This is a genomic window from Streptomyces sp. NBC_01089 (genome assembly GCF_045162975.1).
Classification (GTDB): domain Bacteria; phylum Actinomycetota; class Actinomycetes; order Streptomycetales; family Streptomycetaceae; genus Streptomyces.
Genome location: NZ_CP108660.1, coordinates 3774710 through 3788058 on the forward strand (window position 1 = coordinate 3774710; position 13349 = coordinate 3788058).

General features: G+C 69.2%; 9 protein-coding genes and 1 tRNA gene. 5 read left to right on the top strand and 5 right to left on the bottom strand.

What is annotated here, in order from left to right; all coding sequences use genetic code 11:
- Nucleotides 1-3: 3 nt before the first annotated feature.
- A complete protein-coding gene (locus tag OG510_RS16685) occupies nt 4-351 on the bottom strand; it encodes a WhiB family transcriptional regulator (protein WP_164258855.1) in 348 nt (115 codons plus the stop codon).
- Between the two features lie 411 nt (nt 352-762).
- On the opposite strand from OG510_RS16685, the gene OG510_RS16690 reads away from it, so the two are divergent.
- Nucleotides 763-3033 (top strand): transglycosylase domain-containing protein, encoded by a 2271-nt coding sequence (locus OG510_RS16690; RefSeq protein ID WP_406137706.1) that lies wholly within the window; start codon nt 763-765, stop codon nt 3031-3033.
- A 547-nt stretch (nt 3034-3580) separates the two neighbouring features.
- Here the strand turns inward: OG510_RS16690 and OG510_RS16695 are convergent.
- Nucleotides 3581-4045 (bottom strand): GatB/YqeY domain-containing protein, encoded by a 465-nt coding sequence (locus OG510_RS16695; protein ID WP_406137708.1) that lies wholly within the window; start codon nt 4043-4045, stop codon nt 3581-3583.
- A 77-nt stretch (nt 4046-4122) separates the two neighbouring features.
- Between OG510_RS16695 and OG510_RS16700 the strand changes: the two genes are divergently transcribed.
- Together OG510_RS16700 and OG510_RS16705 are read left to right on the top strand one after the other, a co-directional pair.
- Nucleotides 4123-5061 carry a metallophosphoesterase gene (locus OG510_RS16700; RefSeq protein WP_406137709.1) on the top strand — a complete coding sequence of 313 codons (939 nt, stop codon included), beginning with the start codon at nt 4123-4125 and terminating at the stop codon, nt 5059-5061.
- A gap of 112 nt (nt 5062-5173) precedes the next feature.
- Nucleotides 5174-5247: transfer RNA gene (locus OG510_RS16705), tRNA-Pro, on the top strand.
- Between the two features lie 150 nt (nt 5248-5397).
- On the opposite strand, the gene OG510_RS16710 is transcribed toward OG510_RS16705, so the two are convergent.
- The 3 genes from OG510_RS16710 to OG510_RS16720 all read right to left on the bottom strand — a co-directional run bounded on the left by OG510_RS16710 (nt 5398) and on the right by OG510_RS16720 (nt 8372).
- Nucleotides 5398-5799 (bottom strand): hypothetical protein, encoded by a 402-nt coding sequence (locus OG510_RS16710; protein ID WP_406137711.1) that lies wholly within the window; start codon nt 5797-5799, stop codon nt 5398-5400.
- The gene (locus tag OG510_RS16715; protein ID WP_406137712.1) at nt 5799-7487 is read right to left on the bottom strand and encodes a hypothetical protein; all 1689 of its coding nucleotides are present in this window, start codon (nt 7485-7487) and stop codon (nt 5799-5801) included. Before OG510_RS16715 ends, OG510_RS16710 begins: the two co-directional genes overlap by 1 nt.
- Nucleotides 7488-7814: 327 nt before the next feature.
- Nucleotides 7815-8372, bottom strand: coding sequence for a hypothetical protein (locus OG510_RS16720; protein WP_406137714.1), 558 nt, complete (start codon nt 8370-8372; stop codon nt 7815-7817).
- Nucleotides 8373-8787: 415 nt separating this feature from the next.
- On the opposite strand from OG510_RS16720, the gene OG510_RS16725 reads away from it, so the two are divergent.
- Both OG510_RS16725 and OG510_RS16730 read left to right on the top strand, forming a co-directional pair.
- Nucleotides 8788-10806, top strand: coding sequence for a SpoIIE family protein phosphatase (locus tag OG510_RS16725; RefSeq protein WP_406137715.1), 2019 nt, complete (start codon nt 8788-8790; stop codon nt 10804-10806).
- The gene (locus OG510_RS16730; protein ID WP_406137716.1) at nt 10769-13300 is read left to right on the top strand and encodes a hypothetical protein; all 2532 of its coding nucleotides are present in this window, start codon (nt 10769-10771) and stop codon (nt 13298-13300) included. The genes OG510_RS16725 and OG510_RS16730 overlap by 38 nt, the downstream gene beginning before the upstream one ends.
- The last annotated feature ends 49 nt before the right edge of the window (nt 13301-13349 follow it).

Genomic DNA, 13349 nt, shown 5'->3' on the forward strand with positions numbered 1-13349 from the left:
CGCCTACCCCACGGCGGCGTACGTCTCCTCGAACGCTTCGTCATCCGCGACGATCGCGGGCAGGATGCCCGTGCTGCGCTCGTACTCGGTGCGCGCGGTCTCCAGCAGTCGACGCCACGAGGTGACGGTGGGACGCCTGCGCAACAGCGCACGCCGCTCCCGCTCGGTCATGCCACCCCACACGCCGAATTCGACGCGGTTGTCGAGCGCGTCGGCCAGGCACTCCGTACGCACCGGGCATCCGGTGCACACCGCCTTGGCCCTGTTCTGCGCTGCCCCTTGTACAAACAGTTCGTCCGGATCGGTAGTGCGGCAGGCTGCCTGCGCACTCCAGTCAGTTACCCAGCCCATCCCGGCGCCGTCCTCTCCCGAATTCGAGGCTCCCCCACGGCGGCAGCGGCATATTCACCGCTGCCAGTTGAGGACGTTACGGAAGGTGGGCACAGCGCAACACCCCCTTCGGGCCCAATCTTGAATGGTCCGAACGGACTATGCGTACGCGGCAGATCACCCAACGGAGTGAGCGCAGGACATTCTTGACAAACCCGGCAAAGCGGGGCAGTTCATCCACGCCACATCGGACGCCGGGCTACACATGGGGCATATTCGGCGCGCATTCGCCCTATTCGGGGAGAGCGACATCGCGCCAGGGGGCTTGATACGGGAGGGCACTGCTGTGACAGTTAGGTGCAGCTTAGGCCAAGGCATGTCCGCGTGTCCGGCGAATGAAGCTGCTCCTTCTCCACCACGTAGGCTGCCCTCATGCCAAAGAAGCGCTCCGGCGGGGGTCTCACCAAGACCCAGCAGGCCGCCAAATTCCTCGGTGTCGCCGCGCTCTCCGGAGCTGTACTGGCGGGCATCGCGCTGCCGGCAGCCGGAGCGCTGGGGCTCGCGGCCAAGGGCACCGTCAAGGGATTCGACGACATCCCCGCCAGCCTCAAGACGCCGCCACTCAGCCAGCGGACCACGATCCTGGACGCGAACGACAACCAGATCGCGTCGGTCTACGAGCGGGACCGCACGGTGGTGAAGCTCCAGGACATCTCGCCGTACATGCAGAAGGCGCTCGTCGCGATCGAGGACGCGCGCTTCTACCAGCACGGCGCGATCGACCTCAAGGGCGTGGCGCGCGCGGTCAACCGCAACGCGCAGGAGGGCGGCGCGGCCCAGGGCGCGTCGACCCTGACCCAGCAGTACGTCAAGAACGTCTTCGTCGAGGAGGCGGGCGACGACCCGACCAAGGTCGCCGAGGCCCAGCAGAAGAGCCTGGGCCGCAAGGTCCGTGAGCTCAAGTACGCGATCCAGGTCGAGAAGTCGCTCGGCAAGAAGAAGATCCTGGAGAACTACCTCAACATCACCTTCTTCGGCGAGCAGGCGTACGGCGTCGAGGCGGCGGCCCAGCGGTACTTCTCCACATCCGCGAAGGACCTGACGATCGCCCAGTCCGCGTTGCTGGCCGGTCTCGTCCAGTCGCCGAGCCGCTACGACCCGATCAACGACATGGAAGAGGCCACGAAGCGGCGCAACACCGTGCTGCAGCGGATGGCCGACGTCCACTCCATCTCGCAGCCGCAGGCCGACAAGGCGATGGCCGAGCCGATCAAGCTCAAGGTGACCAAGCCCAAGAGCGGCTGCATCACCGCGGTCAAGGGCTCGGGCTTCTTCTGCGACTACGTACGCAAGGTGTTCCTCACCGACCCGGCCTTCGGCAAGACGAAGGAGGAGCGCCAGAAGCTCTGGGCGGTCGGCGGCCTGACCGTCAAGACGACCCTGGACCCCAAGGCGCAGGCGTCGTCCAATGTCGCGGCCACCTCGCGGGTCAACAAGGACGACAAGATCGCGGACGCGGTGGTGCAGGTCCAGCCGGGCACCGGCAAGATCCTCGCGATGGCCCAGTCCCGTCCGTACGGCCTCGACCCGTCGAAGCACGAGACGGTGCTGAACCTCTCGGTCGACAACAAGATGGGCGGTACGTACGCGGGCTTCCAGGTCGGCTCGACGTTCAAGCCGATCACCGCGGCCGCCGCGCTGGAGAAGGGCATCAGCCCGTCGCAGAGCTTCACGACGGGCTCGAAGATCTCCCTGCCGGGTACGAGCTTCCAGAACTGCCAGAACCAGCCGGCCGACTCCAGCCCCTGGTCCGTGCAGAACGAGCTCACGTCGGAGAAGGGCACCTTCGACATGACCAGCGCGCTGGGCAAGTCGATCAACACGTACTTCGCGAAGCTGGAGCAGAAGGCCGGCCTCTGCGAGACGATCACCATGGCCGACAAGGTCGGCTACATCCGGGGCAACAACAAGCCGCTCCAGGCGGTGCCCTCCACCACCCTCGGTGGCCAGGAGTCGACTCCGCTGGCGATGGCCTCGGTGTACGCCACCTTCGCCAACCGGGGCACGTACTGCTCCCCGATCGCCATCGAGTCGGTGACCGCGCCGGGCGGCAAGCAGATCCCGGTGCCGAAGTCGTCCTGCTCATCGGCGATGAGCGAGCACACGGCCGACACGATCAACCAGATGCTGAAGGGCGTGGTCGCGGACGGTACCGGCAAGCAGGCCGGGCTCAGCGACCGCGACAACGCGGGCAAGACGGGTACCACGGACGAGCGCAAGAACGCGTGGTTCGTCGGCTACACGCCCAACCTGGCCACGGCCGTCTGGGTCGGCAGCGACGGCTCGCAGCAGATCCCGATGACCAACATCAACATCGGCGGCCACTACTACGACGAGGTCTGCGGTGGCTGTCTCCCCGGCCCCATCTGGAAGACGGCGATGACGGGGGCGCTGTCGCCCTCCGAGACACCGTCGTTCAACAAGGTCAGCGTCCCGCGCGGCCACTCCAGCGGCGACAAGAGCCACGACAAGCAGGGTGGCGACCAGGCCGGCGACCAGGGCAACGGAACGGACGGCGGAACGGACGGCGGAACGGGCGGCGACCAGGGCAACGGCGGCGGCCAGCCGGGGACCGGCGGGATCTCGTTCCCGCCGGGCTTCATCGGCGGCAACAACGGCGGCGGCCACCACCACCGGAGATAACGGTCGGCCGTCCGGCCACACGGTGGGCGGCCGGACGGCGGACCGGTAACGGCAGGCACCCGGACGCCCAGACAGACGTCAGGCGGCGGTACGCGAGGAGGGGCGCCCGGTGAAATTCACCGGGCGCCCCTCCTTTTTGGCGAGGCGAGTGAGCAGCGGGGGGGGTGGGAGCCCCGGGGCGGCGGGGCACCGGGCAGCGGGCGCCGGGCAGCGGGTCGGGGCCGCCTCAGTCATGCCGCGAGCATCCAGCCGTGAGCCGGCCCAGCCATGAGTCGGTCGGCTCAGCCATGGGTCGGTCAGCTCAGCCGTAAGTCGGTCGGCTCAGCTGCGAGCCACCACCTGGCGCACGACCCGGCCCAGCCCAGCCCGGCCTCAGCCGCGAGCCACCTCAGCCCACGGGGCACGAGCCACCTCAGCCGCTAGCCGACTCAGCCCACGGGCCGCCTCAGCCGCGAGCCACCACCTGGCCCACGAGCCGGCCCAGCCCGACAGCCAGCCAGCCCGACAGCCAGCTCAGCCCGACAGCCGTCTCAGCCCGGCAGCCGGCTCAGCCCGCGAGCCGCTTCTTCACCTCGGCTGCCACCCGGCCGCCCTCGGCGAGCCCGGCCACCTTCGGGTTCACGATCTTCATGACGGCGCCCATGGCGCGCGGCCCCTCGGCGCCCGCGGCCTTCGCCTCGCTGACGGCCTGCTCGACGATCGCGCCCAGCTCGTCGTCGCTCAGCTGCTTCGGCAGATACGTGGCGAGCAGCTCGCCCTCCGCCTTCTCCCGCGCGGCGCTCTCCGTACGGCCACCCTGCTCGAAGGCTTCCGCCGCCTCGCGGCGCTTCTTCGCCTCCTTGGCGATCACCTTCAGCACCTCGTCATCGGTCAGCTCGCGCGCCGATTTACCCGAGACCTCTTCGTTGGTGATCGCGGAGAGGGTCAGCCGGAGCGTCGAGGAGCGCAGCTCGTCGCGCGCCCTGATGGCCTCGGTGAGTTCTGCGTGCAGCTTGGACTTGAGCGTGGTCATGCGGCCAAGTGTCGCAGGTACGGTCCCGGCGGCGCCCGCAGATTTTGCGGTGACCCGCTGTCTGCGACGATGGAGGTATGCGCGCACGCTATGGGATCCCCCTCAAAGTCACCGCAGGAATCACGGCCGTTGGCGCGGCAGGCATCGCCTATGCCGCCGGATTCGAGGCGCGCTCGTTCCGCCTCCGGCGGGTGACGGTGCCGGTACTGCCACCGGGCGCCAGGCCCGTACGCGTACTCCAGGTCGCGGACATCCACATGGTCAGCGGCCAGCGCAAGAAACAGCGCTGGCTCCAGTCCCTGGCGGGGCTGCGGCCCGACTTCGTGGTCAACACCGGCGACAACCTCTCGGACCCGGAGGCCGTGCCCGAGGTCCTGGACGCGCTGGGCCCGCTGCTCGAATTCCCGGGTGTGTACGTGTTCGGGTCGAACGACTACTACGGCCCGAAGTTCCGCAACCCGGCCCGCTACCTCTTCGAGAAGGCACAGGGCAAGCACGGCCTCAACGGCACGGCGCCGGCGGTGGGCGTGGTGCACAACCCCTGGGAGGGCCTGCGGGACGGCTTCGACGCGGCGGGCTGGGTGAACCTCACCAACACCCGCGGCCGACTGAAGGTGGACGGCCTGGAGATCGCTTTCACCGGCCTGGACGACCCGCACATCAAACGGGACAGGTACGCGGAGGTGGCAGGCGGCCCCGAGGCGGACGCCGACCTCTCGATCGGGGTGGTGCACGCCCCGTACCTGCGCGCACTGGACGCGTTCACGACAGACGGCTACCCCTTGATCCTCGCGGGCCACACCCACGGCGGCCAGCTGTGCATCCCGTTCTACGGAGCACTGGTCACCAACTGCGACCTGGACACCGACCGGGTCAAGGGCCTCTCCGCCCACGAGTCCGGCGGCAACCGCTCCTACCTGCACGTATCAGCGGGCTGCGGCACGAACCGCTACACCCCGGTGCGCTTCGCATGCGCTCCGGAGTCAACGCTCCTGACGCTCACCCCCAGGCGGTAGCCCCGACACCGGGGCGGAATCCGGCCCCACCCGCCCGCCAGGGAAAACCGGATTTCGCCTCAGGCCACGGGTCCGCTAAAGTAATCGATGTCGCCGCCACGCGAGCGACAATCGGGGTGTAGCGCAGCTTGGCAGCGCGCTTCGTTCGGGACGAAGAGGTCGTGGGTTCAAATCCCGCCACCCCGACAGCCGAAACACCAGCTCAGGGCCTGATCCACTCGGTGGATCAGGCCCTGAGCGGTTTGTGCGGGTCGTTTTGGGAGCCGAGTGCGGAGTGCGGCTCCCAAACGGCTCCTCATCACTCCGTTCGTACGACTGCGTGCGCGCTCCTCAGATTCAGCTCAGCAGTCCACCGATGGCATGGGCGAGAGCTTCTCCGCTCTGCTCGACGGCCGTCCCGAGGACGAGCGCGGGCAGTGCCTGTGCGATCCCTCTCAGCGTGGTCGCCCCCTCGGCCGGAGGCTCAAGCGAGCCGTCCACCGTGCCCGCCATGGCTCTCAGCGCCTCTGTGTGCTGAAGACCCGCCGCGTTGCGGTCCAGGTCCTCGCGGAACGCGACGAGGAGTGCCCGTACGGAGTCGACGTCGGTGGTCCCGTGGGCCGACGCGACCTGGTGCACGTGGGAAATGTTCTGCCCGACGACGTTCTGCAGTGGGGCGTTGTTGTTGCCGCCGATGCTGATGCCCGCCCCATGCCCGGGATCGGGCGTGGGATCCGGTCGGCCTCGTCCGATGGCCATCATTTTCCTCCTTGGCTGGTGGAGCCCTGCCCAATATTGCTGTTGCCATTGCCGACGACACTCTGGATGGGGGCGTTGTTGTCGCCGTAGATCTGAATGTTGTTTGTCACGGCGGCCACTTGCTGGTCGTAGGCGGTGGTGTCGATGCCCAGGTCGCGCAGGTAGGTGGCGACGGTACGGAAGACACAGGTCTCCATGAGGACGACGTGCCGCTTGGCGTCGTCGCTCTGGTGCATGTCAGTGACTTCTTCGGTCGAGTACCGGTCCCGCAGGCTCACCGGGTCGTCTTCCTCTGCACGACCTTCAAGGCTCTCGCCGAGCCCCATCCGGGCAACCAGCTGCCACAGAGCGAGGGGACCGACAGTGGCGTCCAGGACGGCTTGGGCCGTCACCCACCTCAGCAGCCGCACACCGCGCTTTTCGGCGGAGGCCGCCGTCACTTTCAGCTCATTGTGGAGCGGAGTCATGACGTGCGGCCGCACGGTCAGTCGCAACTCGCCCGCCTCCAGCGCGGCGTGCACGAATACGCTGACCACGACTTGGCCGTCCCAGGTGATGCACTGCGCCCGCAGATAGAGCCGTGTCGGCTCACTGGAAGGCGACCTGCGGCCCCGGCCCGTCAGGTCCGGGGCTTCCCCGTTCACCTCCCGGGTCCGCTGAAGCCAGAGGTGGGACGGTAGCCCGAGCACCCGTTCCATGGAGAACCCCGGCAGCGGGTCCGTGATCTCCTTTACTCCACGGCCCAGTTCATCGAGCGCGGTGCCCACACGCCGGAGCAGTTCGGAATCACCGAGGGACTTGACCGGCTCCTCGGGATCTTTAAGCTTCAAAAGAATGTTGATGTGGGCGGCTCCCCAGTGGTCGCGCCCTGCACCAATGAAGTGCTGTGAGGCGTCGTAGGGCAACTGACGCTCCTCCTGCTTCTCCCCGATCACCGACATCCTCCGTGTGGCCTTCGGCATCGCCCACGGCAGTGCATCGCAGGAGACCTGACTGCGGCTCAGTACGGACAGTGCCGCTCGCGCCACCAGGCGGTCCCCGGCATAGACCACCGCCATTCCGGCGAGAAGACCGAACGGCACTACGGCCAGGCCGATTCGCGCAGTCGACACCACGTCTGCGCCCGGTACGTACGACACCAGCGCGAGCATCCACGGGATGAAGAGAGGCAGATATGCGAGACGGGGACGACGGGCCAGTCGGCTGTTGAACTTCTGTTTGCGCTGGGCTCGAAACGCCGCCCACCTCGCGGTCAGGGCGACCACGCCTGCACCCACCCAGATCGCCGTCGCCCATGGAGAGATGTACCCGGCCGCCGCCAGTACCAGCAGGAAGCAGAGACGACGCAGCCGTCTCCCGCGACGCGCACGAAGACTGTGCGCCACCACAGGGACAAGATCGAACCCATAGGACGGCACGGGGGTCGGCGGGCCATTCAGCACATGGTCGACAATCCACTGGGCCGTCGGCTCGCCAAGCGGAGGGCAATCGTCGCCGCCCTGCAGATAGATGGGCCGACGCGTACTACGTCGCGGCTTCCTCGGAGTCGCGCCCTTGCCCCGGAATTTACGCCACCACACGTTGAGTTGCTTCAAACGATCCGGCCGTGCATAGACCGCCTGACACAGGAACCTCGTCACCTCGGTGGCAGCCGGATTCACCTCGGCAGGGCGAGGTGTATCAGCCATGCGCGGCGCCCGCTGCACAGGGACACCAGGCCACTCGCCGGCGCCCCACTCTCCCTTTTTCCTCTCCCGGGCTCTGGTGCCCCAGGCAATTCCCATGCGTTCCCCCGTTCGCTCGTACGGCGAGCATCTTCACGGCGAACAGCAGGAACCACCAGATCACAAAGGAGGCATTTCGGTCAGCAGGCCGTAGTGCGTATGGAATGGCCGAAAACTAGATCACGCGAAAGCGTGAGGAACTCTCCCGGAACTGACGGCTGACAGCTTGCGGCCTGGGCCGGCAGAGCATCGAAAGGCGTCCCCTCCGCTCAGCCATATTCCGGCTCTTCATCAAGGACGTGCGGAGCGCTGGGAATCCCGAGCGAATAGCCAGACGACAACGTAGAGCGGCGCGAAGACCACAGCGAGGAAGATCCCCATCACTGGCACCACCACATGCTCCGACATGTCCCCGAAGGAGTCGCGCTGTCTGATCTCCCAGAGTCCCAGGGCGGAGAGAAGGCCGACGACCGGCAGCAAGGGCCACGCATAGCCGCACTGCACCGCCACAGCGAAGGAGAGAACCACCGTGGACGGGGCCCGCCACTCCAGCGTCTGGGTGTAGTCCCGGCCCATGTTTCTACGTTTCGGCAGGGCCAGGACCCCCATCGCGCACAGGATGACAGCGGGAAAACCCACCAACTCTGTGCGGTTGACCAGCCAGCTCTCCACGGGACCCGTCCAACCTGCCGGAATGGCCAGCGCATCGCACACATAGGCCATCCCGCCGAGCGGCGAACCACCGTGCCTGACTCCGACCACAGCCGCTATTGCCGTCAAGGACGCCACCATCCGGTAGAGCGTGGTGACGGCAGTCAGCGAACGGACCTCCCTGACCATGTTGTTCACGTTGATCCTTGGGGATACGAGCACGTCTCCCGTGGAGCCCGTTTGCAGTACGGAGTCCGCATGCCCGCTCATGTTGTTGCAGACGCTCCGGTCCTCTCTCATGCAGCCGAAACTATGCGGTGGAGCGGGCCGGCACAGGCGTTGGCTCCGCCAGAGCGGCCTGGGCCGGGATGAACGGCTCGGAGACGACCGCGTACAGGTGGGTGGGGGTCATCCTCGGCCTGCCCCAGCCACCTAGCGTTCAAGCGTTTCGCGAGACCTTCTGAGCACCCGCACCGTAAGCCCCCTCCAGCGCGACCGGAAGCGAGCGCTGACGCGGGCCCGGGTCGGCCCGGGCGGGTGTGGGCGTCGAGTTGCGTCGGTCCGGCCATGGGAGAGGGTTGAGACGGCGCAAGGTCGGCGAAGGGAGTGTCCCGTGGAGGATGGGGTCGCTGATGACTCGATGGTGCTGAACGCTCTGTTCAGCGGCTCTCCCCAAGGGCTGTTCGTCTTCGACACCGCCCAGCGGGTCGTGCGCTACAACCCCGCCGGGCGGGGGGTGCGGGGGCTGTCGGCCGGGGATGTCGTGGGGCACACCGTCGAGGAGTTCGCCCCCGGGTTCGACTCGCGGGAGCTGGAGACCCTCTTCAGTGAGGTGCTGACGACGGGCGAAGCGCTGCGCAGCCGCCTCGTGCTCGGACGGTCGCCGTCCGAGCCCCACCGGACGCTGGCGCTGGAGATTTCCCTCTTCCCTCTGCGCGGGCGGGCCGAGGATGTGCGGGGTCTGGTGGGAGTGGCCGAGGACGTGACCGAGAAGCAGGCGGGGGCCCGCCGCCTCGCCGTCCTCGGTGACGTGCACCGGTCCATCGGCTCGACGCTCGACGAGCAGACCACGGCCAGGGAGCTGGTGGAGGTCCTGGCCCCCTCCTTCGCCGACGCGGCCGCCGTCGACCTGGTCGACGACAGCCCCGCGGAGCACGGCAGCATCGGCCCGCTCGCGGCGGACACACCCCTGCGGCGGGCCGCCGTCGTCGCTTCACCGGCCATGGCAGGTGACTGGCGCCGGGACGGCTGCCGGGCCTTCCCTTCCCCCACTCCGTACACCCAGGCACTCACCGACAGGGAGGCCCGTCTGCTGTCCGTCTCGGGCGGCACGCCCTGGCTCGCGATGGATCCGGACGGCTTCGCGCCGCTGGTGGAATCCGGTGTGCGATCCATGATCGTGGCCCCCTTGCTCGCCCGGGACCGCGTCCTCGGGCTGCTGACGCTGTACCGGCGCCGCCCCGAGCCGTTCGAGACGGTGGACCTCGATGTGGCCCGGCACGCGGCGGCGGCCGCCGCGCGGCAGCTGGCGAAGGCCCGCAGCTACCGCCACGAGCACACCGTGGCCACCACGCTGCAGCGCCGACTCCAGCCGGGGAAGATTCCGCAGCTCTCGGCGGTCGAAACCGCTCACGTCTACCTCCCCGAGAGCGCGGGCGGCGACTGGTTCGACATCATTCCCCTCTCCGGCGCCCGGGTCGCTCTCGTCGTGGGGGACGTGACCGGTCATGGCATCGAAGCGGCCGCCACGATGGGCCAGCTGCGTATCGCGCTGCGCACCCTCGCCCTGGAGGAGCTGGAGACCGACGAGCTGCTGACCCATCTGGACGAGATCGCGGCCCTGCTCAGGGAATCCACCTCTCCGGCGGACGACGACCACGTGGCGACCTGCGCGGTCACCGTCTACGACCCCGTCTCCCGGCTGTGCACCCTCGTCAGGGCGGGACACCCTGCCCCCATCGTCCTCGACCCCGACGGCTCCCCGGTCCCCCTCGACGTCCCGGAGGGACCGGCCCTCGGCGCCGGCGGCGGATCCGCGTACACGCCCGCCACGGTGCGGCTGCCCGCCGGGAGCCTGATCGCGCTCTACACCAACGGTCTCGCGGCGGGGGACGGCGAAGCCGCCCGGCACCGGCTCGAACGCCTCCTCGCTCCGACCGAGCGGCCACTGGAGGAGCTGTGCGACGCGGCCGTGCAGCGTATGGCGCCCCCGACCGACGACGACGCCGTGCTCCTGCTCGCCCGCACCTGTGTCCTGCCCCAGGACCGCGTCGCGGAATGGACCCTGCCCACCGACGCCGCCGTCGTGGCCACGGCCCGCCGCATGGTGGACCGGCAGCTCACCGCCTGGGGCCTGCAGGAGGCCGCCTTCACCACCGGGCTCGTCATCAGCGAACTCGTCACCAACGCGATCCGGTACGGCAAGGAGCCCGTCCGTCTCCGCCTCATCCACGACAAGGGCCGCCTGCTCTCCGAGGTCACCGACGCGAACAGCACCAGTCCTCATGTGCGCCAGGCGCGGGACAACGACGAAGGCGGCCGCGGCCTGTACATCGTGATGCAGGTCAGCACCCGCTGGGGCGTGCGCCACAGCCGTGAGAGCAAGACCATCTGGTCCGAGCAGCGGCTCTGAGCGGCTCGACCTGACCGCCTACCGCACGAACCCCGCGAAGGGCACCGCCACCGCGCTGCCGCTGCTCGGCGACACCTACGCCGGGGCGGCCACCGACGTGAACGGTGACGGCGTCAAGGACCTCGTCGTCGGCGGGCAGAGCCACGGGGTCTTCGCGCTCGACGGCCGCACCCTCAAGTCGGCGCAGCCGCACATCCTGTGGAGGAGCGCCGTCGACGCCTCGGTGCGTCAGCTGCGCATCACGGCGGTGAAGGACAGCTCGGTGCGTCAGCTGCGCATCACGGCGGTGAAGGACAGCGCCGGGCGGAGCGCACAGCGCGTCGTGGCCGCCACGTCCGAAGGCTTCGCCGCCCTGCGGCCCGGCGACGGGAAGATCACCGCTCAGGTGAACACCGGCGCGTTCCAGCCGGGCGTCACCGTGGCCGACGGCCACATCGTCGCCCCGGGCAAGGCCCTGACCGCGTACACCTCCGACGGGCAGCGGGTGTGGAGTTACCGCCCCGCCGGCACCGCGGGCAAGGACGTCCGCTACTCGGTGCCCGCCACGGACGCCGACGGCCGGCTGTACCTGGAGTACGGCGGTGCCCGGAGCGCCATCGGCACCGGCGCGACCGACCCGGCGCCGACCGAGGTCGCCCTCGACGCCGAGGCGGGGACCGAGCTGTGGAGCCGGCAGCCGAAGTCGGCCGCCGCGTCATGGATCGAGCAGCAGTCGGGCGTGTTCGCCAGCCCCTTCATCCCCGGCGCCGGCGGGCACGGCGTCGCCTTCGCCTTCGGCGGGGACGCGCTGTCCACCGGCGCGCACCTCGTACAGATCGTCGACGGCCCCACCGGCAAGGTCGTCTCCAGCGACAACTCGACGGGTGCGCCCACCTTCCAGGGCTTCGCGGCCTCCGCCGACCACGGCCTGGTCGAGCTGCACACCAATCTCATGACGGTGTACCCGGCAGACGGCGGCCCGCGGTTCCGGGTGCCCACGATGGCCAACGTCCAGCAGGCCGTCTTCGCCACCACCACCGGCGGTCAGGAGGAGTTCATCGCGGGCTTCGGCGGAGTGGGCGCGTACAGCCTGCCGTTCCCGAAGGACGACTCGCAGTACGACTCGGCGTCCGGCGCGACGTTCGCCCTGTTCGCGGGGTCCGTCACCCCCGTCGTACTCGGCAAGGGCAGCGCCACCGAGCTGCTCGCGCTCCAGCAGGACTGGTCCGCGTACGACCTCAACCAGCGGGTCGGCGGCTTCGGCGCCGACCCGTTCGCGATCGACAGCTACCAGCACGGGATCACCGTGGTGAAGGCGACCGGACAGACCACCGCGGGCAAGGCCCTCGCGAAGGCCGCCCCCGCCACGACGATCACCGCCAAGCCGCTGGACATCCGTACGCTCCCCATCGGCACGGCCGAGGCGCCGATGCACGTCCAGCGCACCCTCAAGGCGGACGGCGCCAACGGCTCGGAGACGACGGCGGGTTACACCCCGCAGCAGATCCGCGCCCGCCTCGGACTCACCGGTGACGGCACGGGCCAGACCACCGCGATCACCGTCGCCTACGACTACCCGGCCGCCGAGGCCGACCTCAACCACTTCGCCGAGCACTTCGACCTCCCCCGGACCTGCGGCAGCGTCGCCAAGGGCACCGACTGCTTCGACTTCCAGCAGGTGTACGCCGAAGGCGCCCAGCCGGAGGCCGACGCCAACTGGAACGAGGAGGCCGCGCTGGACATCGAATGGGCGCACTCGGTGGCGCCCAAGGCGAAGATCGTCCTGGTGGAGGCCGCGGACGCCTCGGCGGCCGCGCTCAACCGGGCCATCGACACCGCCGCCTCCTTCCACCCGGCGGCGGTCAACAACAGCTGGGGCATGCCGGAGTTCTCCGAGGAGTCCTTCTACGACAGCCACTGCAAGCTCCAGCAGTCGGTGTGCACCCAGTCCACCGGTGACGCCGGCTATCCGGCCGGCTACTCCAGCACCAACCCCTACACGCTGGCCATCGGCGGTACCCACCTCGTCCTGGGCAGCGACGGCTCCACCCAGAGCGAGACGGCCTGGAGTTCGACCGGCGGCGGCGTGAGCTACTTCGAGCCCAGGCCCGCCTACCAGAACGGCGTCCGGACCGGTGCCCACCGGGCGACCCCGGACGTCAGTTTCGTCGCCGACCCGCAGACCGGCGTCGCCGTCTACACCTCGGCCACCGGCACCGCCCAGTGGCTGGAGGTCGGCGGCACCAGCCTCTCGTCGCCGATCTGGGCCGGCATCGTCACCGCCACCGACCAGCTCCGGGCCGACGCGGGCAGCAGACCGCTGGCTGTCGCGGGGCCCGGCGGCGACACCGCGCACACCGCCGTGTACGGCCTGGGCGACGCGCTGAGCGACATCACCTCGGGGTCGAACGGTGCCTGCGGAACCGAGTGCACGGCAGGACCGGGCTACGACACGGTGACCGGCCTCGGTTCACCGAAGGCCGGGATCGACAAGGCCCTGGCCGGGACGGAGTAAGCCGGCCGGCGCACCCATGACGCCGGGCCCGCCTCGTGGGGGGAGCGGG